General features: G+C 63.5%; 24 protein-coding genes. 12 read left to right on the top strand and 12 right to left on the bottom strand.

Going from position 1 to position 19,090, the window contains the following annotated elements; genetic code table 11:
- Positions 1 to 56: 56 nt before the first annotated feature.
- Genes IPM73_04410 through IPM73_04400 form a run of 3 tightly spaced genes read left to right on the top strand, consistent with a single transcriptional unit; the run spans position 57 to position 2,680 of the window.
- Positions 57 to 1,730, top strand: coding sequence for an MCP four helix bundle domain-containing protein (locus IPM73_04410; protein ID MBK8917307.1), 1,674 nt, complete (start codon positions 57 to 59; stop codon positions 1,728 to 1,730).
- A gap of 58 nt (positions 1,731 to 1,788) precedes the next feature.
- Positions 1,789 to 2,142, top strand: a complete 354-nt coding sequence (locus IPM73_04405) for a hypothetical protein (protein ID MBK8917306.1) — start codon at positions 1,789 to 1,791, stop codon at positions 2,140 to 2,142.
- A gap of 4 nt (positions 2,143 to 2,146) precedes the next feature.
- Positions 2,147 to 2,680: a peptide deformylase gene (locus IPM73_04400; protein MBK8917305.1), complete on the top strand. Its 534-nt coding sequence runs from the start codon at positions 2,147 to 2,149 to the stop codon at positions 2,678 to 2,680.
- A gap of 8 nt (positions 2,681 to 2,688) precedes the next feature.
- On the opposite strand, the gene IPM73_04395 is transcribed toward IPM73_04400, so the two are convergent.
- Positions 2,689 to 3,324 (bottom strand): SGNH/GDSL hydrolase family protein, encoded by a 636-nt coding sequence (locus tag IPM73_04395; GenBank protein MBK8917304.1) that lies wholly within the window; start codon positions 3,322 to 3,324, stop codon positions 2,689 to 2,691.
- Between the two features lie 115 nt (positions 3,325 to 3,439).
- On the opposite strand from IPM73_04395, the gene msrP reads away from it, so the two are divergent.
- On the top strand, positions 3,440 to 4,381 hold the full coding sequence (gene msrP, locus IPM73_04390; protein MBK8917303.1) for a protein-methionine-sulfoxide reductase catalytic subunit MsrP: 942 nt from the start codon (positions 3,440 to 3,442) through the stop codon (positions 4,379 to 4,381).
- 104 nt (positions 4,382 to 4,485) lie between these two features.
- Complete coding sequence (locus IPM73_04385) at positions 4,486 to 4,842, top strand: cupin domain-containing protein (protein MBK8917302.1); 357 nt, start codon at positions 4,486 to 4,488, stop codon at positions 4,840 to 4,842.
- A gap of 106 nt (positions 4,843 to 4,948) precedes the next feature.
- On the opposite strand, the gene rplS is transcribed toward IPM73_04385, so the two are convergent.
- From rplS to rpsP, 4 genes are all read right to left on the bottom strand, one after another.
- Positions 4,949 to 5,317: a 50S ribosomal protein L19 gene (gene rplS, locus IPM73_04380; GenBank protein ID MBK8917301.1), complete on the bottom strand. Its 369-nt coding sequence runs from the start codon at positions 5,315 to 5,317 to the stop codon at positions 4,949 to 4,951.
- A 25-nt stretch (positions 5,318 to 5,342) separates the two neighbouring features.
- The gene (gene trmD / locus IPM73_04375) at positions 5,343 to 6,155 is read right to left on the bottom strand and encodes a tRNA (guanosine(37)-N1)-methyltransferase TrmD (protein ID MBK8917300.1); all 813 of its coding nucleotides are present in this window, start codon (positions 6,153 to 6,155) and stop codon (positions 5,343 to 5,345) included.
- Positions 6,137 to 6,634 carry a ribosome maturation factor RimM gene (gene rimM / locus IPM73_04370; GenBank protein ID MBK8917299.1) on the bottom strand — a complete coding sequence of 166 codons (498 nt, stop codon included), beginning with the start codon at positions 6,632 to 6,634 and terminating at the stop codon, positions 6,137 to 6,139. Before rimM ends, trmD begins: the two co-directional genes overlap by 19 nt.
- Positions 6,635 to 6,773: 139 nt before the next feature.
- Positions 6,774 to 7,028, bottom strand: coding sequence for a 30S ribosomal protein S16 (gene rpsP / locus IPM73_04365; GenBank protein MBK8917298.1), 255 nt, complete (start codon positions 7,026 to 7,028; stop codon positions 6,774 to 6,776).
- Between the two features lie 223 nt (positions 7,029 to 7,251).
- Here rpsP and IPM73_04360 point away from each other — a divergent pair, with 223 nt between their 5' ends.
- A complete protein-coding gene (locus IPM73_04360; GenBank protein MBK8917297.1) occupies positions 7,252 to 8,757 on the top strand; it encodes a hypothetical protein in 1,506 nt (501 codons plus the stop codon).
- Here IPM73_04360 and IPM73_04355 read toward each other — a convergent pair.
- Positions 8,729 to 9,478 (bottom strand): YihY family inner membrane protein, encoded by a 750-nt coding sequence (locus tag IPM73_04355; GenBank protein MBK8917296.1) that lies wholly within the window; start codon positions 9,476 to 9,478, stop codon positions 8,729 to 8,731. The genes IPM73_04360 and IPM73_04355 overlap by 29 nt on opposite strands.
- A gap of 173 nt (positions 9,479 to 9,651) precedes the next feature.
- On the opposite strand from IPM73_04355, the gene wrbA reads away from it, so the two are divergent.
- Positions 9,652 to 10,248 carry an NAD(P)H:quinone oxidoreductase gene (gene wrbA / locus IPM73_04350; GenBank protein MBK8917295.1) on the top strand — a complete coding sequence of 199 codons (597 nt, stop codon included), beginning with the start codon at positions 9,652 to 9,654 and terminating at the stop codon, positions 10,246 to 10,248.
- On the top strand, positions 10,245 to 10,595 hold the full coding sequence (locus IPM73_04345; protein MBK8917294.1) for a DUF2069 domain-containing protein: 351 nt from the start codon (positions 10,245 to 10,247) through the stop codon (positions 10,593 to 10,595). Before wrbA ends, IPM73_04345 begins: the two co-directional genes overlap by 4 nt.
- 41 nt (positions 10,596 to 10,636) lie before the next feature.
- Here IPM73_04345 and IPM73_04340 read toward each other — a convergent pair whose 3' ends face one another.
- The 6 genes from IPM73_04340 to ilvB all read right to left on the bottom strand — a co-directional run bounded on the left by IPM73_04340 (position 10,637) and on the right by ilvB (position 17,110).
- A complete protein-coding gene (locus IPM73_04340; GenBank protein MBK8917293.1) occupies positions 10,637 to 12,178 on the bottom strand; it encodes a 2-isopropylmalate synthase in 1,542 nt (513 codons plus the stop codon).
- 84 nt (positions 12,179 to 12,262) lie between these two features.
- Positions 12,263 to 13,021: a CDP-diacylglycerol--serine O-phosphatidyltransferase gene (gene pssA / locus IPM73_04335; protein ID MBK8917292.1), complete on the bottom strand. Its 759-nt coding sequence runs from the start codon at positions 13,019 to 13,021 to the stop codon at positions 12,263 to 12,265.
- A 3-nt stretch (positions 13,022 to 13,024) separates the two neighbouring features.
- Positions 13,025 to 13,663 (bottom strand): phosphatidylserine decarboxylase, encoded by a 639-nt coding sequence (locus IPM73_04330; GenBank protein MBK8917291.1) that lies wholly within the window; start codon positions 13,661 to 13,663, stop codon positions 13,025 to 13,027.
- A gap of 135 nt (positions 13,664 to 13,798) precedes the next feature.
- On the bottom strand, positions 13,799 to 14,815 hold the full coding sequence (gene ilvC / locus IPM73_04325) for a ketol-acid reductoisomerase (GenBank protein ID MBK8917290.1): 1,017 nt from the start codon (positions 14,813 to 14,815) through the stop codon (positions 13,799 to 13,801).
- Between the two features lie 85 nt (positions 14,816 to 14,900).
- Positions 14,901 to 15,392 (bottom strand): acetolactate synthase small subunit, encoded by a 492-nt coding sequence (ilvN, locus tag IPM73_04320; protein MBK8917289.1) that lies wholly within the window; start codon positions 15,390 to 15,392, stop codon positions 14,901 to 14,903.
- 17 nt (positions 15,393 to 15,409) lie between these two features.
- A complete protein-coding gene (gene ilvB / locus IPM73_04315) occupies positions 15,410 to 17,110 on the bottom strand; it encodes a biosynthetic-type acetolactate synthase large subunit (protein ID MBK8917288.1) in 1,701 nt (566 codons plus the stop codon).
- A gap of 121 nt (positions 17,111 to 17,231) precedes the next feature.
- Between ilvB and IPM73_04310 the strand changes: the two genes are divergently transcribed.
- Genes IPM73_04310 through IPM73_04295 form a run of 4 tightly spaced genes read left to right on the top strand, consistent with a single transcriptional unit; the run spans position 17,232 to position 19,088 of the window.
- The gene (locus tag IPM73_04310) at positions 17,232 to 17,795 is read left to right on the top strand and encodes an RNA polymerase sigma factor (protein ID MBK8917287.1); all 564 of its coding nucleotides are present in this window, start codon (positions 17,232 to 17,234) and stop codon (positions 17,793 to 17,795) included.
- Positions 17,792 to 18,175 carry a DUF3619 family protein gene (locus IPM73_04305; GenBank protein MBK8917286.1) on the top strand — a complete coding sequence of 128 codons (384 nt, stop codon included), beginning with the start codon at positions 17,792 to 17,794 and terminating at the stop codon, positions 18,173 to 18,175. The genes IPM73_04310 and IPM73_04305 overlap by 4 nt, the downstream gene beginning before the upstream one ends.
- Entirely contained in the window at positions 18,148 to 18,669 is a 522-nt protein-coding gene (locus IPM73_04300; GenBank protein MBK8917285.1) for a DUF3106 domain-containing protein, read from the top strand. The genes IPM73_04305 and IPM73_04300 overlap by 28 nt, the downstream gene beginning before the upstream one ends.
- Positions 18,669 to 19,088 carry an RDD family protein gene (locus IPM73_04295; GenBank protein ID MBK8917284.1) on the top strand — a complete coding sequence of 140 codons (420 nt, stop codon included), beginning with the start codon at positions 18,669 to 18,671 and terminating at the stop codon, positions 19,086 to 19,088. The genes IPM73_04300 and IPM73_04295 overlap by 1 nt, the downstream gene beginning before the upstream one ends.
- Positions 19,089 to 19,090 lie beyond the last annotated feature (2 nt).

Raw genomic sequence — 19,090 nt, 5'->3', positions numbered from 1 at the left:
GAAAATTGACTCAGGGAAACCGCGGGTCGAATGCTACTTGATTTTCGGAGAACCCTATGCAAACCGGCACCACCGTCAAAGCGCGGCTCATCACGCTTCTGGCTGCAAGCTTCGTCGCCCTCGTTCTCGTCGCGGGCATGGGCATCCTGGGCATCCAGAAGACCGGCGCCCAGTTGCACGAAATCAGCGTGGTGCGCCTGCCCTCCATCGTCGGCCTGGAGATGATGCGTGAAGGCCAGACGGCGCTGCGCTCGGAGAACGGCAAGGTGGCGGCCATCTTCAGCCAGCCGGAGCAGTGGAACGGCATCGGGGCCGTCGTCGGACACCGCAAGGAAATCTGGAGCCATATCGACAAGGGCTGGGCGATCTACGAACCCCTGCCTCAGACTTCTGAGGAGGAGACTTTATGGAAGCAGTTCGTCCCTGAGTGGAACACCTGGAAAGCCGCCGATGCCAGGCTGAACGACCTCGCCGGACGCCTGGCCGGAGCAAGCGAAGAACTCGCCCGCGAGGAGTTGAAGAAGGAATATCTGGCTGCCCTGGACGCGGCTTATCCCCTCATCGCTCAGGCTGCGGCGACGCTGGGCAAGATCGTCGATCTCAACCTCGCCGTCGCCGAAGAGGCCAAGGTCCAGGCCGACGTCAGCAGCCGCAATACCCTCATGCTCATGGTCGGGATCGCCCTTGCTGCCTTGGCGGTCATCATCATCCTCGGCCTGCGCACTACGACGGCGATCCTCCGGACCCTGGGTGGCGAGCCGGACGAGGCCCGGGCGGCAGTGGCCCGCATCGCCGAGGGGGATTTGCGCCAGAACCTGGCCGTCAGCGCGGGAGACCGCGAGAGCCTCATGGCCCGCCAGCAGCAGATGCAGGAAAGCCTGCGCAGCATGATCGGCGGTATGTCCAGTTCGGTGGCCCGCACCGAGGAAGCCGCCTCGGCGCTGGCCGGGGCTTCTTCCCAGGTGGCGTCGGCTTCCGCCGACACCAGCGAGTCGGCCTCTTCCATGGCGGCCTCGGTGGAGGAAATGTCGGTGAGCATCAACCACGTTTCCGACAATGCCCGGGACGCCCTCCATACAGCCGAGCAGGCGGGACAGCTTTCCAAGGACGGCGGCCGCGTCATCGAGGAAGCCATCGCGGAAATCAACACCATCGCCAATACCGTGCGCGCCACCGCGGAAAACATGAATTCCCTGAGCGAGAGTTCGGCACGCATTTCCACCGTGGTCCAGGTCATCAAGGACGTGGCCGACCAGACCAATCTGCTGGCCCTCAACGCCGCCATCGAGGCGGCCCGGGCCGGCGAGGCCGGTCGCGGCTTTGCGGTGGTGGCAGACGAGGTGCGCAAACTGGCCGAGCGCACGGCGAGCGCCACGGGCGAAATCGGCAGCATGATCGACAAGATCCAGATGGACACGGCCGCCTCGCTGCACCAGATGGAATCGGCCGTCAGCCAGGTGGACCGGGGCGTGGACCTGGCCAGCCAGGCCGGGTCGGCCATCCAGGAAATCCGCGACAGCGTCGACCACGTGGTCCGTGCGGTGACAGACATCGGCGACGCCATCCGGGAGCAGAGCGTGGCCAGTCAGCAAATCGCCCATCGCGTCGAGAAGGTGGCGCAGTCGTCGGAAGAAAACAACGCCGCCGCGCAGCAGACCGCGGAGTCGGCCCGCACCCTCACCGCACTGGCGGCGGAATTGAGGAGCAGCGCCCAACGCTTCCGCACCTGAGCGACGCCTGTCGGTAAGGGGAGTATCCTCGCCGTCTTGCGGCTTGCTCTTCCCTTCCATGCCCGATCTGCTCACCCTGTTTTTCTGGCCCCTGGGGGTATTTGCCTTCAACCCCCTGCTGTGCGCCATTCTGGCCGGCGTCTTTACGGTGCCGGTCTTCGTTCCCATCTATTCGCCGAGCAGCCGCCTGGCCCTCGCGCTGTGTGCCCTGCCTTGGTGGGCCTTCTGCCTGCGCGAGGCGAGCGTCGACCCCCAGGCGCCACGCACCGACCTCGTCGCCCTGGGACCGCTCCTCCTGGTGACTGCGGTCTTCGGCGCCTGGCATCTCGCCCGGGGCCACCGCCGCCCGACCCCGCCGCCACCGCGTCGGCCGCGCCCTTCCAGTTCCCGCTTCCCCCGGCGAGGGGTCTGAATCCATGCCCGTCCGCCCCCTCCTGCGCATGGGTGACCCGCGCCTCCTGCAAACGGCTGCGCCGGTCAGCGACTTTGGCACGGCGGAACTCGCCGCCCTGATCGCAGACCTTCACGACACCATGGCTGCCGCGGGTGGCGTCGGCCTCGCGGCCCCCCAGATCGGCGTCGGACTCCAGGTCGTACTTTTCGGGTTCGACAGCAGCGAACGCTACCCGGATGCGCCGCCGGTCCCGCGCACGGTCCTGCTCAATCCGCGTATCGAAGCCCTGGGGGAAGAGGAAGAAGACGGCTGGGAAGGCTGCCTGTCCGTACCCGGTCTGCGCGGTGTCGTTCCGCGCTGGCAGCGGATTCGCTATTGGGGCGTGGATCCCGAGGGCAGCCCCATCGATCGCATCGCCGAAGGTTTCCACGCCCGGGTGGTACAACACGAATGCGATCACCTGATCGGCAAGCTCTTCCCCATGCGGGTGCGGGACTTCAGCCGCTTCGGCTTCACCGAAGTGCTTTTTCCCGGCCTGGACGCCCCCAACGACTGAGCCGGCGGCTACAAGAGGCCCGCCACGATCTCGACCAGGGCCTCGCCCAGACGACCGTGCTGATCGGCGTCGAGATGCACCCCATCCACGCTGCTGGCGGGCGTGACGCTCCCTGCGTCGAAGTAGGGACAGCCCAAAGTGAAAGCAACTTCACGGTAGGCTTCCGCCAAGCCCGCGGAGCGTCCTTCCCCGCCCGAAAACTTGGGACCGATGGGCCCCCGGGGATCGTCGAAGGGCGGAGGAACGACGATGAGCACGGGCGGCACCGGCATGCCCGGCTCTATGGGCGCCTGCCGGATGGCCTGCACCAGGGCGGCGATCCCCTGGGCGGAATGCCAGGCGTTGTGGGGGTGCATGGATTGGAAATCATTGGTCCCCAAGAGCAGGATCACCAGGTCGAGGGGAGAATTGACCTCGATGCGCTGGGCAAGCCCTTCGATTCCCCGTCGCCCCGGTTTGAAAGGGTCGTCCCAGACGGTGCGGCGGCCATTGAGGCAATCCTCGATGACGCGCACACCAAGGTAACGGGCGGCGAGCCCCGCTTCCAGCACCCCCGGCCAGCGGGTGGAGAAATCGAAACGGCGCCGGGTTCCGGGGACGATGCCCCAGGAGAGAGAATCTCCATAGACCAGAATCTGCCGCATGGCGGGCCTCCGAAACGCGATGGGCGCATGATGGCGCCATTCCCTCCGGTGGACAAGCCCCGGCGCGAACGTCCGGCACCCCTTCCTGTCCGAGATTGAAAGGAGCCTCCCAAGCATGCGCCACCTTGCCGACTGCCCGCCCTCGGAAATCACCCCTCGCCCCCTGTTCGAGGATCGACGCGCCTTCCTGCGTACCCTGGCCGGCCTGGGGCTGGCCGGCAGCCTGCCGGGGGCGTTGGCCGAATCGGCACCCCGGCGGGGCAGTGCACTGGCCGCGAGCCTGCGCAGCCCTTACTCCATCGCCGAGAAGCTCACCGCCTACGAGGAGGTCACCGGCTATAACAACTTCCAGGAATTCGGCATCAACAAGCTGGACCCGGCCCGCAACGCCCATCGCCTGCCCACGCGCCCCTGGACCGTCACCCTGGAGGGCCTGGTACGGCGGCCCCGCACCCTGGACCTGGACGACATCCTGCGCCTGGCTCCACTGGAAGAGCGCATCTACCGCCTACGCTGCGTCGAAGGCTGGTCCATGGTCATCCCCTGGATCGGTTTTCCCCTCGATGCGCTGCTGCGTCAGGTAGAACCCCTGGGCAGCGCCCGCTACGTGGAATTCGAGTCCTATTACGACCAGGCCCGCATGTCCCTGCCCTTTTTCGTGGTACTGGAGTTTCCCTACGTGGAAGGGCTGCGGCTGGATGAAGCGCGTCATCCGCTCACTCTCCTGACCCTGGGCCTTTACGGCGAGGTGCTGCCCCCCCAGAACGGCGCGCCGCTGCGGGTCGTGGTGCCCTGGAAATACGGCTTCAAGAGCGGCAAGTCCATCGTCCGTATCCGCTTCGTCGAGGAACAGCCGCTCACCACCTGGAACCGCGTTGCCCCCCGGGATTACGGCTTCTACGCCAACGTCAATCCGCGGGTCGATCACCCACGCTGGAGTCAGGCCCGGGAACGCCGCATCGGCGAATTGTTCAAGCGGGACACTCTGCCTTTCAACGGCTACGGCGAGCAGGTCGCCGGCCTGTATGCGGGCATGGACCTCGGCCGCAATTACTGAGGGCACTCCACGGGGCATTGCTGCGTTGCACAAACCCGGGATGGGCCGTAGGATGTGGCTGCGGCCCATCCCTGACATTGGCCGCCCCATGCCAGGAGCCCCTCATGTCCGCACCCCAACGCCTATTCGACATCGTCGATTTCGTTCAGCCCTCCCCCGATACCCCCATCCGCTCGGTGATGCTGGAGACTCCCGATTCAGTGGTCGTCGTCTGGCACGCCCGCCCGGGCCAGGAAATAGCCGCCCATTTTCACCCCACCGGGCAGGATACCTGGATCGTCATTTCGGGTTCCGCCCAGTACTACCAGGGCAACGGGGTTCGGCGCCCCCTGTCCAAGGGACAGGTCGCCGTCGCCCGCCCGGGCGAGGTGCACGGCGCCCTCAACGTGGGCAGCGAGGATTTCGTCTTTGTCTCCGTCGTTTCGTCCGGTGCAGCGGGGTACGAAGCCACAACGCCTTGAGCGCCCGGCACCAGCGGTTCCGGGGGGCATGGATCGCCCATGACTCACGGAAAAGCGACCAAAAAAAGGGCGCCCGCAGGCGCCCTGGTCGTGGCGGGCCGAGTGGTCAGCCGACCTTCTTGGCCGCCAGCTTTTCCTTGATGCGGGCAGACTTGCCCGAGCGGTCGCGCAGGAAGTAGAGCTTGGCGCGGCGCACATCGCCACGGCGCTTCACTTCGATGGAGGCGACCAGAGGAGAATAGGTCTGGAAAGTACGCTCGACACCTTCGCCGGAAGAAATCTTGCGCACGGTAAAGGCGGAGTTGAGGCCGCGGTTACGCTTGGCGATGACGACGCCTTCGTAGGCCTGCAGACGCTCGCGGTTGCCTTCCTTGACCTTCACCTGGACGACGACGGTGTCGCCGGGGGCGAAAGCGGGAATGGTCTTGCCCAGACGGGCGATTTCTTCTTGTTCCAGTTGCTCGATCAGGTTCATGTGAGATCCTTCAAGTTAAAAACATCTACTCACCGCATTGCTCCTCTCCGGAAAGCTCCGTGAGGAGTTGCGTCTCTTCCGCGCTCATCGCGCGCTGCGCCAGCCGATGGGCAAACAACTCCGGGCGGCGCTCCCGGGTCCGCGCCAACGACTGCTTCAATCGCCAACGCCGGATTCGCTTGTGGTCGCCGGACAGCAAGACCTCCGGCACCCCTTGTCCTTCATACACTTCGGGCCTCGTGTAGTGCGGGCAGTCCAACAGGCCCGTCACGAACGAATCTTCCACCGCCGAAGCGGCATCGCCCAGCACCCCCGGCAACTGGCGGACAACGGCGTCGATCAACGCCATCGCCGGCAACTCGCCGCCGGACAGCACAAAATCTCCGATCGAAATTTCTTCATCGACGCAGCGCTCGATCAGACGCTCGTCCACACCTTCGTAACGGCCGCACAGCAGGACCAGGCCTTCTTCCCCAGCCGCCAGCGCCATTACCCGTTCGTGGGTGAGGGGCGCGCCCTGGGGCGAGAGGTAGATGACCCGGCTCTTCGCCAAACCTGCCTCACGCTGTGCTGCCTTGGCGGCCGCGATCGCCTTTTCCAGCGGCCCGGCCTGCATCACCATGCCCGGCCCGCCACCAAAGGGACGATCATCCACCCGACGCCAGGCGTTTTCGGCAAAATCCCGCGGATTCCAGCCTTGCCACCCCCAGCGTCCTTCTTCCAGCGCCCGCCGCGTAATGCCGCACTCGGTCACCGCCGCAAACATCTCGGGGAAGAGGGTCACGCAATCGAACCGGAGAACGGGTCCCGGTTCGCGACTCACCAGTCGCTCCTCCACTCCACCCGGATGATTCCGGATTCCTTCTCCACGGCCAGCACCACCGACTCGACGAAGGGAAGCAGACGCTCCGTTCCGTCCGCCGCAGCGACCCGCAGCACATCGTTGGCCCCGGTCTCGATCAGCCCGGCCACCTGCCCGAGCCGCTCGCCCGCGGCATTCACTACTTCCAGGCCAACCAGATCGGCCCAGTAAAACTCGTCTTCGCCGGTGGCCGGCAAGGCCTGGCGGGGCGCCCCCACCAGCAGGCCCTTCAGCGCTTCGGCAGCGGTCCGGTCCGGCACCCCGTCGAGGAGTACCACCACGCCGTCGCTGTGCAGCTTCAGACCCTTCAGCGCGACTTCACGCCAGGGCCCGCCTTCCTTGCCGACCCACCAAGCCGGCATGGCCTTCCAGGCCAGCGGGTCGTCGCCGAAGGGGTGCACCCTCATCCAGCCGCGGATGCCGTAGGGGTCTGCCAGCCGCCCCAGGACGACGATAGCGCTGCCGGACAAACGAACTACTCAGAAACGAAAACGGAATGAAGCAAAGCGGCCCGGGCCAGGCCCGCCGACAAAGACAACACACATCCGTCCGGCGAAGAGGCGCAACGACGCCAGGAGCATTCCGTTTGGTTTCTCAGGCAGCCTGCTTGGCGGCGTACTGCTTGACCAGGCGGGCAGCGGTCGGCGACAGCTGGGCGCCGTTCTGCTGCCAGTAGCTCAGGCGATCCATAGCCACACGCAGGCCTTCTTCGGACTCGGCAGCCACCGGATTGTAGAAGCCGATCCGCTCGACGAACCGACCATCGCGGCGGTTGCGGGAGTCGGTAACGACCATGTTGTAGAAGGGGCGCTTCTTTGCGCCGCCACGGGCAAGACGGATCACGACCATGAAAATTCTTTCTTTCGGTGCAGGAAAAACCTGAGATTATAGCGCTTAAGCGAACAAAAACAAGCCGTTCCGAGCCTCTTTCTGCGCGCCCGGCACCCAGCGGGCGGCCAGCGGACCCAATGCTGCCAGCCCTTCCCCCACCCGGCCGACACCCATGACTTTAGTCCAATGGAGAAAAGCGCCGGAATTGTTTATCCTCCCTCCTTCCGTCCGCTGAGCCGCCATGACCGCCACCGCCACCGACCTCGCCGAAAAGAACGTCAAGGCCATTCTGGAATGGCTGGCGATGGCCCACGGCCGCACCACCCTGGACGACGCCGAGGGGCTTCTCGCCCAGCTTCAGAGCCTGCGGGGAACCCCCATAGGCGTCACCCAGCGCCTCAGAATTCTCGACCTCCTGTACAGCCACGTGGTCCACATGACCCTGGCCCAGTTCCCGGCTCTGCACGAAGCCACATTGCCCATTCCGCGCCGGCTGCGCCAGGCCGTGCGCAACCTGCAGGAACTGCTGGAAATCCTGGCCCAGGACTACGTGGCCACCCTGTCGATGCGGGCCGATGAGGCCGGAGGAAGGCCACGTTCCCCCCAGATCACTTTGCGGCGCGTCATGCACTGCCTCGCCTGGCATCTCGGCATCGGCTTTCTGGTCGCAGCGCCGCCCGCGCCCGGCATTTGGCAACAGTTGCACGGTTGCTACCGCTCTTCCCGCCGCTTTACCGCCGGGGAGCAGGATACGGTCAGCGAGGAACGCCGTATCGCCCAGATTTACGCCTCGATTCTGCTGGTCGCCGCCGCACAGCCAGCCTCCTTTACCTCGCGGGAGCTGGAATTCATCGTCAACTACATCGACGACTGCACCAAAGCCGTCGACATCCGCTCCGAACCCCCGCCGGATGGCGAAGCCATCTTCTGGGTGGATCCGAGCAAGGATCAGCCTGCCCAGGCCCTGGCCCGGCGCCCGCCCCCGCCGGAGACGGATGTCTATTTCTTTGCCTGCGACGCCCTCGCACAGACGGCCGCCGATCGGCTGGCGGCGCTGCGCCGCGGCGTTCCGGTCGCCGAACTGGGGCTGCCTGCCTTCGCTGGAACGACGGCCGGGCAGGGAGTCCTGCGGCGTCTGGCCGCCCTATGGGGCCACCCCGCCAAGCGGAAATTCACCCGCCGCCGCCAGTCCTATCGGGCCGACCTGTGCAGTGGCCTGGACAAGCTCTGGCAGTTGCTTCGCCACCCCGACCAGCCGCCTGGAAAGAGCGAGTGGATGGTCATCAACGAAAGCCCCGATGGCTATGCCATGATGCATGTGAGTGGCCCTACCGACCGCCTGCAGGTGGGCGACGTGGTCGCCGTCCATCCTCACGAGGGGCATGTGGACACGGATACCGGGCCCTGGCACATCTGCCTGGTGCGCTGGGCGATTTCGGAAAATCCAGCCCATGTCGAAATCGGGCTCCAGGTACTGTCCCCCCGCGGCATGCCAGCCCAGATCGCTGCGCCCCACGACAACGAGCGCCAGGGCAAGCGTGAAGCCGTGCTGCTGCCCAAGCTGCCCCCCTTGCGCCCGCTGCCGGCGCTCATCGTACCGGTCGGCACGGTCACGGACAGGGACCAGAAACTCATCGTCCTGGTCGAAGCAGGGAATTTCGAAATTCGTGAATACCGGGCGACCGAGGTCAGCGAGCAGACCTCCAGCGTCGAGATGTTTACCGTCCGCCCGGACGAAAGACTGTAGCGGCGAGCAGACCTCCGAGGAGGATCACCGCCCAGGACAGTTGCAGCCACACCAGGAAGATAGGCACCGTGGCAAAGGCGCCGTAGATGCTCCTGAAACTGCCGAAGCTACCGAGGTAAAGTTCGAAACCGCGCTGCATGGCGGCGAAAAGCAGCGTGGCGAACAGCCCCCCCAGGCAGGCCCCGCGGCGACTCACCCGGGCGTTGGGTACTGCGTAATAGAGAAAGGCAAAGAAGAGCCCCAACAGGGCGATGGAGAGCCCCTTCAGCAGCATGATGCGGACCCAGGGGGGTTCCGTGAATACCCCCAGGGACGCCGAAACGGCAAAGGACATTAGCGCAGCGATCGCACCCAGGACGAGGGGCCAGACCGCAACGACGATGGCGTAAAGTTTGAGACGCGCGAGAAGCGGCCGGGGTTCCACCCGCCAGACGTGATTGAATGCTTTCTCGATGGTCGCCAGCAGGAAAATCGCCGTCGCCGCCAAGAAGACAATGCCGGGAATGGTCAGCCGTTGCGCCTTACCCGCAAAATTGCCCAGATATTTGACGATGGTTCCGCTACTGCCGCTGGGCAGGAGGGTTTCGACCAGGAGGGCGTCGAAGCGACTCAAAAGCCCTTCGACGAAGGGCACGGCACTCCCGACGGCGACAAAGAGGGCCAGGAGCGGAACAAGGGCCAGAAGCGTTGTGAACGCCAGCGCCGCGCTGGTCTGAACCATATTCTCTTCCCGGAAGCGGGAGACGATCGCCCCGACACCGCCAGGCCCGCCTCCCCCGGCCCGAGGGCGGGAAGGTCGGCGGCTCACGGCCGGAAGCTCTCGAAAGGGGAAATTCCTTGCACGGTATTCTCCGGGAGATTGAACCCAAGCACTTTTGGAGATAATAGCCGACCATGCACGACATTCTCGTCCTCTACTACAGCCACCGCGGATCGGTCCGCGCGCTGGCCGAGCGCATCGCCCGGGGTATCGACTCGGTGCCCGGCATGCAGTCCCGCCTGCGCACCGTTCCGCGGGTATCGCCCACCTGCATCGCCACCGAACCTGAAGTACCGCCCCACGGCGCCCCTTACGTCGAGGAAGCTGACCTCGCCGAGTGCTGCGCCCTGGCTCTGGGCAGCCCTACACGATTTGGCAATATGGCGGCGCCGATGAAGTACTTCTGGGACGGCACGGTGGCGGCCTGGCAGAACGGCACCCTGGCCGGCAAGCCGGCCTGCGTTTTCACCTCCACCGCAGCCCTGCACGGCGGCAACGAAACGACCCTGATCTCCATGACCCTGCCTCTCCTGCATCACGGCATGCTGGTGCTGGGACTGCCCTTCACCGAACCCGATCTCAGTACGACCACCCACGGCGGCACCCCCTACGGTGCCAGCCACATCGCCGGCGCCAGCGGCGACCCCACCCTGACCGAGGCCGAGAGCCGCCTGGCCTTCGCCCAGGGCCGCCGCCTCGCCGAGGTCGCCGCCAAACTGGTGCGCCCTTGACCCCGGCCCGACTCCAGTTGGCAGCCAGCGCTGCCCTCGTCACCCTCATCTTCCTCTGCCTGGCCTGGGAACTGTGGCTCGCCCCTTTGAAACCCGGCGGCTCCTGGCTCGCCCTCAAGGCCGTCTTCCTCCTCGCCCCCCTGTTCGGCATCCTGCGGGGCAAGCGCTACACCTACAAATGGGTGTCGCTGTTCCTCATGCTTTACCTGGCGGAAGGACTGGCAAGGGCCACCAGCGATCAGGGGTTGTCGCAGATTCTGGCGATGGTCGAAACGAGTCTGGTGGTCCTGCTTTTCGCCCTGGTGATCCTTTACGTGCGCGCCACCCGCCCCTCAAAAACAGAATAGGCCGCCTGACGGCAGCCTATTCTTGCTCCCCGCGAGGAATGTCATACGTCGCCCTGGGCCTTGACCTTCTCCAGACTGGAATGCAGCCGGTTGAGGGCGTTGAGGTAGGAGCGGGCGGAGGCGATGACGATGTCGGTATCGGCGCCGCTGCCATTGACGATGCGTCCGCCCTTGGATAGCCGCGTAGTGACTTCGCCCTGGGCGTCAGTGCCGGTGGTGATGGCGTTGACGGAATAGAGGAGCAGTTCGGCCCCGCTACCGACAATGCTCTCAATAGCCTTGAAGGTGGCATCCACCGGCCCGCCGCCGTCGGCTTCGCCCTTGTGCTCGACGCCGCCCACGGCGAGGATGACCTGGGCGTGGGGCATTTCGCCGGTTTCCGAGCAGACGTGGGAATAGACGAGCTTGTAGTGGTCGTTCTCGGGGGTCACCACCTCTTCGGAGACCAGGGCATGCAGGTCTTCGTCGAAGATCTCGTGTTTCTTGTCAGCCAGTTCCTTGAAACGGGCGAATGCGGCGTTGAGGGCCTCGTCGCTCTCCAATTCGATACCCAGCTCGGAGAGTCTGGTCTTGAAGGCGTTGCGGCCCGAGTGCTTGCCCAGGACCAGCTTGTTCTGGGTCCAGCCCACGTCCTGGGCGCGCATGATTTCGTAGGTTTCCCGATGCTTCAGGACGCCATCCTGGTGGATGCCCGATTCGTGGGCAAAGGCGTTGGCGCCGACCACGGCCTTGTTGGGCTGCACCGGATAGCCGGTGATCTGGGACACCAGTTTGGAGGCCGGCACGATCTGGGTGGTGTCGATGCGGGTTTCCACCGGGAAGACGTCGGCCCGGGTACGCACCGCCATCACCACCTCTTCCAGGGAGGCGTTGCCGGCCCGCTCGCCGAGACCGTTGATGGTGCATTCCACCTGGCGGGCGCCGGCCAGGACGGCGGCCAGGGAGTTGGCCACGGCCAGGCCGAGGTCGTTGTGGCAATGGACGGACCAGATCACCTTATCGGAATTGGGCACCCGCTCGATGACCTGGCGCAGGGTGTCGGCGAACTGGAAGGGGATGTTGTAGCCGACGGTGTCCGGCACGTTGATGGTGGTGGCGCCGGCCTTGATCACCGCCTCGAAGATGCGGCAGAGGAAATCCAGCTCGGAGCGGCCAGCGTCTTCGGCGGAGAACTCGACGTTGTCGGTGTAGCCCCGCGCCCAGCCGATGGCCTTCACCGCCTGCTCGACCACCTGGTCCGGGGTCATGCGCAGCTTCTTCTCCATGTGGATGGGACTGGTGGCGATAAAGGTATGGATGCGCCCGGATTTGGCGGGCTTGATGGCCTCGCCGGCGCGGCCGATGTCGTTCTCGTTGGCCCGGGCCAGGGAGCAGACGGTGGAATCCTTGATGGCAGCAGCAATGGCGTGGATGGCGTCGAAGTCCCCCGGGGAGGCGGCGGCGAAACCGGCTTCGATGACGTCCACCCGCATCTTTTCCAGTTGGCGGGCGACGCGGATCTTTTCCTCCTTGGTCATGGAGGCGCCGGGACTTTGCTCGCCGTCGCGCAGGGTGGTGTCGAAAATGACCAGGGGTTGCTTCATCGTGTGCTCCGTACGGAAAATTCCGGGCGGCGGTGATATCCGCCGCCCTCGCGTCAGGCGGTCATTCTAGCGCTGCCCCGGGGATCAGCCCAGCGTGGGCTTCTTGCGGAAAAGTCCCACCAGTGCCAGGACATAACCCGAGAGCGCATAGATGATGAAGAAGCCAAACGCGGATACCTCGGGGCTGTAGGCCACCACGGCAAACCCAAGGGCAATGGCGGCGATCACGAAGAACGGCACGCTCTTCTTGAGGTTGACGTCCTTGAAGCTGTAGTAGCGTACATTGGTGATCATGGTGATGCCGGCAAAGAGCGTCAGGACGCAAGCCAGCCAACGGACGTCGCCCCCGGCGATGCCGTGGTCGATCATCACCCAGACGAACCCCGCCACCAGGGCGGCTGCCGCCGGGGAGGGGAGGCCCTGGAAGAAGCGCTTGTCCATCACGGTGAGGGTGGTGTTGAAGCGGGCCAGACGCAACGCAGCGCCAGCGCAGTAGATGAAGGCGGCGATCCAACCCAGACGCCCCATGTCCTTAAGAGCCCATTCATACATGACGAGCGAGGGCGCAGCGCCAAAACTCACCATATCGGAAAGGGAGTCGTACTCGGCGCCAAAGGCGGACTGGGTATGGGTCAGGCGGGCAACGCGGCCATCGAGGCCGTCCAGGACCATGGCGACAAAAATGGCCAGGGCGGCGCGGTAATAATCCCCCTGCATCGCTTGCACGATGGCGAAAAATCCGCAGAACAACGCGGCGGTGGTGAACAGATTGGGGAGGACGTAAATCCCGCGGCGCTTGATCTCGGGATTGAACAGGGCCTTGCGGGGCTTGAGTTCGGTCATCGGCTAGGAGAGTTCGGCCAACAGGGTCGTCGAAGCATACACCTTTTCCCCTATGGCCACCTTGACCTTGCTGTCCAGCGGCAGATACAGATCGACCCGGGAACCGAAACGGATAAAACCGTAACGCTCACCCCGGGCGAGGGCCTTTCCGGCATCGACATAATTGAGGATGCGCCGGGCCACCAGGCCGGCAATCTGGACGCAAGTGACGTCCCGCCCATCCTGCGTTTTGAGATGGAGAGCGCAACGTTCATTTTCGATCGAAGCCTTGGCCAGGGCAGCATTGACGAAGCTGCCCGCGTTGTACCACTTCTGCTGCACGGTGCTGTCGATGGGCGCCCGATTGGAATGAACATTGAAGACGTTCATGAACACGCTGACCTTGAGGGCGCGGCGTTGCAGGTAGGGATCTTCGGTCTCCTCGACCACGATCACCCGCCCATCGGCAGGCGCCACGACGCTCTTGGGCCCACTGCCGGCAATCACGCGACCCGGGTCGCGGAAGAACTGGACGCAGAAGATGAAAATGATCCACAAGGGCAGCGACCATGCGCCGGCGTAGGACGCTGCAATCGCCAGGACCAGCGAGCCGGCGATGAAAGGCCAGCCCTCGCGGGCCAGAATTGGATGGGGATAGTTCATTTCAACCCTAAAACGAATCGGGCGGTGCAGATTGCCACACCGCCCAAAGGGAAGGTAGCGCTAGGCGCGCACACGCGGACAGTACTTTAGTACGGCAAGCGTGCGCAACAACGCGCTACCGAGCCATCAGCAAAATTAGTTCTTCGACTGATCGACCAGCTTATTCTTCTTGATCCACGGCATCATGTCACGCAGCTTGGCGCCGACCTGCTCGATGGGGTGAGCGGCGGTCAGGCGGCGGCGGGCGGTCATGGCCGGGTAGTTGGTCTTGCCTTCCAGAATGAACATCTTGGCGTAGTCACCCTGCTGGATGCGCTTGAGGGCATTACGCATGGCGGCGCGGGACTGCTCGTTGATGACCTCGGGACCGGTCACGTACTCGCCATACTCCGCGTTGTTGGAGATGGAGTAATTCATGGTGGCGATACCGCCTTCGTACATGAGGTCCACGATCAGCTTCAGTTCGTGCAGGCACTCGAAGTAGGCCATTTCGGGAGCGTAGCCGGCTTCAACCAGGGTTTCGAAGCCCATCTTGACCAGCTCGACGGCGCCGCCGCAGAGCACGGCCTGCTCACCGAAGAGGTCGGTCTCGGTTTCTTCCCGGAAATTGGTCTCGATGACGCCACCCTTGGTGCCGCCATTGGCCGCGGCGTAGGACAGGGCAACATCCTTGGCCTTGCCGGTCTTGTCCTGGTAGACGGCGATCAGGGAGGGCACACCACCCCCCTTGAGGTACTCGGACCGAACCGTGTGGCCGGGGCCCTTGGGGGCAACCATGATGACATCCACGTCCTCGCGGGGAATGATCTGGTTGTAGTGAATATTGAAGCCGTGGGCGAAGGCGAGCGCCGCTCCCTTCTTCAGATTGGGCTCGACATGCTGGTAGTAGACCGAGGGTTGCTGCTCATCCGGCAGAAGGATCATGACGACATCTGCACCCTTGACGGCCTTGGCGATCTCCTCGACCTTGTGGCCGGCTTTCTCTGCCTTGGACCAGGACGCCCCATCCTTGCGCAGGCCGACGGTCACCTTGACGCCGGAATCCTTGAGGTTCTGGGCGTGGGCATGGCCCTGGGAACCGTAGCCAACGATGGTGACCTTCTTGCCTTTGATGAGGGAGAGGTCGGCGTCCTTGTCGTAATAAACTTTCATTGTTTCCTCACAAAAAATAGTACATTGAAACGTGGAAGGCGAAAGGCGATGAACCCGTCACGCTTCACTTTTCATTTTTTACGTCTCACACCTTCAAAATGCGATCGCCGCGGCCTATGCCGCAAACGCCGGTACGTACGGTTTCCAGGATCAGCCCCCCATCCAGAGCGGCGATGAAGGAATCAAGCTTGGAACTGGCGCCGGTGAGTTCGACCACGTAGGTCGATTCGGTCACGTCGATGATGCGGCCACGGAAGATGTCGGCCATGCGCTTCATCTCCTCGCGGTCCTTGCCCGTGGCGCGCAACTTGATGAGCATGAGTTCCCGCTCGACGTGGGCGGCTTCCGACAAATCGACCACCTTGACCACATCGACCAATTTATTGAGCTGCTTAGTGATCTGCTCCAGCACCTCGTCGGACCCCCGGGTCAGGATGGTCATGCGCGAAAGGGAGGGATCCTCGGTGGGGGCCACGGTGAGCGACTCGATGTTGTAACCACGGGCGGAAAAGAGTCCAGCCACACGGGACAAGGCACCGGCTTCGTTTTCGATCAGGATGGAAATGATGTGTCGCATGTTGTCGGTCTCCGCGCTCACAGGTCTTCGGCCAGAATCATTTCGGTCAGGCCCTTGCCGGCCGCCACCATGGGGAAGACGTTGGCGGTCGGATCGACGATGAAGTCCATGAACACGAGGTCATTCTTGTGCTCGGTAAAGGCCTTCCTGAGAGCCGGTTCGACGTCCTCCGGGCGCTCGATCTTCATGCCCACATGGCCGTAGGACTCGGCCAGCTTGACGAAGTCGGGCAAGGAAGTGACGTAGGAGTGGGAATAGCGGCTGGAGTAGAACATTTCCTGCCACTGGCGCACCATGCCCAGGTAACCATTGTTCAGATTGATGATCTTGATCGGCAGCTCGAATTGCTTGCAGGTCGAGAGTTCCTGAATGCACATCTGGATCGACGCTTCGCCTGTGACACAGGCCACCTGGGCCCCGGGATTGGCAAACAGGACACCCATGGCGTAGGGCAGACCGACGCCCATGGTGCCCAGCCCCCCCGAGTTGATCCAGCGACGGGGCTTGTCGAACTTGTAGTACTGGGCGGCGAACATCTGGTGCTGCCCCACGTCGGAGGTGACGAAGGCGTCCCCTCCGGTAACCTCGTAGAGCTTCTCCACCACGTAGTGGGGCATGATGAGCTTGTCCTGCTTGTAGCGCAGGCAGTCGCGGCCGCGCCACTCGCCGATCTGCTTCCACCAGTCGGCCACGCCGGGATCGGCCGTGAAGCCGCCGTCCATGAGCTTCAGGATTTCGTCGATCACATCGGGCACGTTTCCGACAATGGGCACATCGACCCGCACCCGCTTGGAGATGGACGAGGGATCGATATCGATGTGAACGATGCGCCGCGGTTCCTCGCCAAAATGACCCGGATTCCCGATGACACGGTCGTCGAAGCGGGCACCGACAGCCAGGATCACGTCCGCGTAATGCATGGCCATGTTGGCCTCGAAGGTGCCGTGCATGCCCAGCATGCCGACAAATTGCTTGTCAGTGGCCGGATACCCCCCCAACCCCATGAGGGTATTAGTCACCGGGAAGTTGAGACGGCGCGCCAGTTCGGTAAGCTTCTCCGCCGCGTCGGAAAGAATGACACCGCCGCCGGTGTAGATGATGGGCCGCTTGGCCTCTGCCAGGAGCTGGACCGCCTTCTTGATCTGCCCCAGATGCCCCTTGACCACGGGGTTGTAGGAACGCATCTGAATGGTCTTGGGATACTCGAATTCGCACATCTGGGCGGTGACGTCCTTGGGGATGTCGACCACCACCGGTCCGGGCCGGCCGGTCGCCGCGATGTGAAACGCCTTCTTGATGGTGACGGCGAGATCCTTGACGTCCTTGACCAGAAAGTTGTGCTTGACACAGGGACGCGTAATGCCAACGGTATCACACTCCTGGAAAGCGTCCTGACCGATATAGGCGGTGGGTACCTGCCCGGTGATGACCACCATGGGCACTGAATCCATGTAGGCGGTGGCAATGCCGGTCACGGTATTGGTGACACCGGGACCCGAAGTGACCAGCGCAACTCCTACCCTTTGAGAAGAACGGGAATAGGCGTCGGCGGCGTGGACAGCCGCCTGTTCGTGGCGGACCAGGATATGCTTGACCTGATCCTGCTTGAACAGGGCGTCGTAAATATGGAGTACGGAGCCGCCCGGATAACCAAAGACCGTGTCGACCTTTTCTTCCTGGAGGCACCTGATTACAATTTCCGCACCGCTGATCATCATTTTTCGCCTACCAAAGCTGTTGCCCGAAAAACGTATAACCATAATCGACCAGGCAAGACAGGTCAAGGCATCCGTACAATAACCATAAGGTTTTCAAGGCTTTCCGCCGAGGAGAGACCACCTGGCCTCACCCAACGAACTTTCGCATTTTCTCGAATCCGTTGAGCGCCGCGCATTCAAACAGGCCATGTTCGCCGTCCGCGAGGAAGAGGCTGCCCTCGACATCGTTCAGGACAGCATGCTCAAGCTTGCCGAAAAATACGGTGATCGACCCGCCGCGGAACTGCCCTTGCTCTTTCAGCGCATCCTCCAGAACACGGTTCGCGATCATTTCCGCCGCAGCAAGGTCAGATCGCTGTGGACATCGATGCTTTCGGCTTTCAGTCCGGACGACGACGAGGACTACGACCCCCTGGAATCGATGCAGGTCGAGGACGCTTCCGGTCTCTCCGTCACCCCGGAAGCCCAACTCTTACAATCCAGGACGGTAGCCGCCATCGAGGAGGAAGTGGCAAAATTGCCGACGCGTCAACGGGAAGCCTTCCTCATGCGTTACTGGGAGGACATGGATGTAGCCGAGACGGCTGCGGTCATGGGTTGCTCGGAAGGCAGCGTCAAGACGCATTGTTCCCGCGCCACCCACACTCTGGCCGCCGCGCTCTCGGCAAGAGGGATAAAACTATGAGAGAACATCAAATCGCCGGCCGCGTTCGCCAGGCACTGAATCGGGGATTGCAGGACGTACCTCCAGCTGCCAGCCGGCGCCTGGAGGCGGCGAGGCATATGGCCCTGTCACGCCAGAAACTCTCCCAGACTGAACTGCAAATGGCTTCGTCGGCAGGATCACGCAGCGCAGCAGTCGGTAGCGGGCACCCCTATCTGCGCAACCTTCTTTCGGCGCTGGCCTTGCTGGCTGGGATGTGGATCGCCTTCTACTGGCATAGCGAGCACTATGTCAATGAAGTAGGCGATGTGGACAGCGCCCTGCTCTCCGATGACCTTCCCCCGGAAGCCTTCCTGGACCACGACCTCTTCGAATGGCTAAGAGACTCGCCGGACGAATAGCGTTCATCGCCTTCCTCGTCGCGGCACCAGCCTGGGCGGAGCCGCCCACCACCGCGGTCATCGGCACTCCGTCCCAGCCACCCTGGTCCAAGTTGTCGCCGGGCCAGCGGGCAGTGCTCGCGCCCCTGGGCGCCGAATGGGACCGCCTAGACCATATCAGGCGCAAAAAGTGGCTGCTCATCGCCGAGCGCTTTCCAGGCCTCAAGCCCGACGAACAGCGACGCCTGCACGACCGCATGCGCGAATGGGCTTTGCTCACGCCTGAGCAGCGCGAGAAGGTGCGGGACAACTACAAGGAATTCAACCAGCTTCCCGCCGAGCGCCGTCAAGCGGTCAAACAAAAGTGGGAAACCTACAATAGCCTGTCCGAGGAAGAAAAGGCGCAGGCACGTAGAGATGGCCGGCTACCCAAGCCAGCATCCGACCCAAAACCCACGCCAGAGGCAGCAGCGTCCAGGCCTGCGGCCACCCCTACCGCCCAGGCCGCCCCCTGATGCCCGTCAGGCGCCCAGGTCTGGCCCGCCTTTTTTCCAGTCTCCTGTACGAGGGGCTGGTCGTTTTTGGCATTCTCCTGGTCGGCTTTCTCATCCCGCAGATCATTCTCGCCGCTTTCCTGCAGGGCACCCCGGGACGCCTCCTGTGGGTCCATCTCGTGATGATGCTGCTACTCTATTTCGTCTGGTTCTGGCTCAACGGTGGTCAGACATTGGCCATGAAGACTTGGAAGCTGCGCATCGTCGATGCTGACGGTCGGGCTTTGCGGCCCCTTCAGGCGGTGCTGCGTTATCTTGCCGCTTGGTTGAGCGTGGTGCTCCTTGGTGCGGGGTTCCTCTGCGCCCTATTCGATCGGGACCGACGTTTTCTTCACGACCGTATCGCCGGAACTCGCATCGTATTCGAGTCTCCGGACTGATC

It is taken from the genome of Betaproteobacteria bacterium (genome assembly GCA_016720065.1).
Taxonomy (GTDB): domain Bacteria; phylum Pseudomonadota; class Gammaproteobacteria; order Burkholderiales; family Rhodocyclaceae; genus SSSZ01.
The sequence above is the reverse complement of the archived record's forward strand: the minus strand, read 5'-3'. Positions and strand labels throughout refer to the sequence as shown.

Bases quoted from the DNA above. Each gene is read 5' to 3' on its own strand.
- IPM73_04330 (MBK8917291.1), bottom strand. From the start codon at position 13,663: ATGAACTATCCCCATCCAATTCTGGCCCGCGAGGGCTGGCCTTTCATC.
- IPM73_04295 (MBK8917284.1), top strand. From the start codon at position 18,669: ATGCCCGTCAGGCGCCCAGGTCTGGCCCGCCTTTTTTCCAGTCTCCTG.
- ilvB (MBK8917288.1), bottom strand. From the start codon at position 17,110: ATGATGATCAGCGGTGCGGAAATTGTAATCAGGTGCCTCCAGGAAGAA.
- IPM73_04385 (MBK8917302.1), top strand. From the start codon at position 4,486: ATGTCCGCACCCCAACGCCTATTCGACATCGTCGATTTCGTTCAGCCC.
- wrbA (MBK8917295.1), top strand. From the start codon at position 9,652: ATGCACGACATTCTCGTCCTCTACTACAGCCACCGCGGATCGGTCCGC.
- IPM73_04360 (MBK8917297.1), top strand. From the start codon at position 7,252: ATGACCGCCACCGCCACCGACCTCGCCGAAAAGAACGTCAAGGCCATT.
- msrP (MBK8917303.1), top strand. From the start codon at position 3,440: ATGCGCCACCTTGCCGACTGCCCGCCCTCGGAAATCACCCCTCGCCCC.
- rplS (MBK8917301.1), bottom strand. From the start codon at position 5,317: ATGAACCTGATCGAGCAACTGGAACAAGAAGAAATCGCCCGTCTGGGC.
- IPM73_04300 (MBK8917285.1), top strand. From the start codon at position 18,148: ATGGCTAAGAGACTCGCCGGACGAATAGCGTTCATCGCCTTCCTCGTC.
- IPM73_04355 (MBK8917296.1), bottom strand. From the start codon at position 9,478: ATGGTTCAGACCAGCGCGGCGCTGGCGTTCACAACGCTTCTGGCCCTT.
- IPM73_04395 (MBK8917304.1), bottom strand. From the start codon at position 3,324: ATGCGGCAGATTCTGGTCTATGGAGATTCTCTCTCCTGGGGCATCGTC.
- IPM73_04405 (MBK8917306.1), top strand. From the start codon at position 1,789: ATGCCCGATCTGCTCACCCTGTTTTTCTGGCCCCTGGGGGTATTTGCC.
- IPM73_04400 (MBK8917305.1), top strand. From the start codon at position 2,147: ATGCCCGTCCGCCCCCTCCTGCGCATGGGTGACCCGCGCCTCCTGCAA.
- rpsP (MBK8917298.1), bottom strand. From the start codon at position 7,028: ATGGTCGTGATCCGTCTTGCCCGTGGCGGCGCAAAGAAGCGCCCCTTC.
- pssA (MBK8917292.1), bottom strand. From the start codon at position 13,021: ATGACCGAACTCAAGCCCCGCAAGGCCCTGTTCAATCCCGAGATCAAG.
- ilvC (MBK8917290.1), bottom strand. From the start codon at position 14,815: ATGAAAGTTTATTACGACAAGGACGCCGACCTCTCCCTCATCAAAGGC.
- IPM73_04340 (MBK8917293.1), bottom strand. From the start codon at position 12,178: ATGAAGCAACCCCTGGTCATTTTCGACACCACCCTGCGCGACGGCGAG.
- ilvN (MBK8917289.1), bottom strand. From the start codon at position 15,392: ATGCGACACATCATTTCCATCCTGATCGAAAACGAAGCCGGTGCCTTG.
- IPM73_04305 (MBK8917286.1), top strand. From the start codon at position 17,792: ATGAGAGAACATCAAATCGCCGGCCGCGTTCGCCAGGCACTGAATCGG.
- IPM73_04410 (MBK8917307.1), top strand. From the start codon at position 57: ATGCAAACCGGCACCACCGTCAAAGCGCGGCTCATCACGCTTCTGGCT.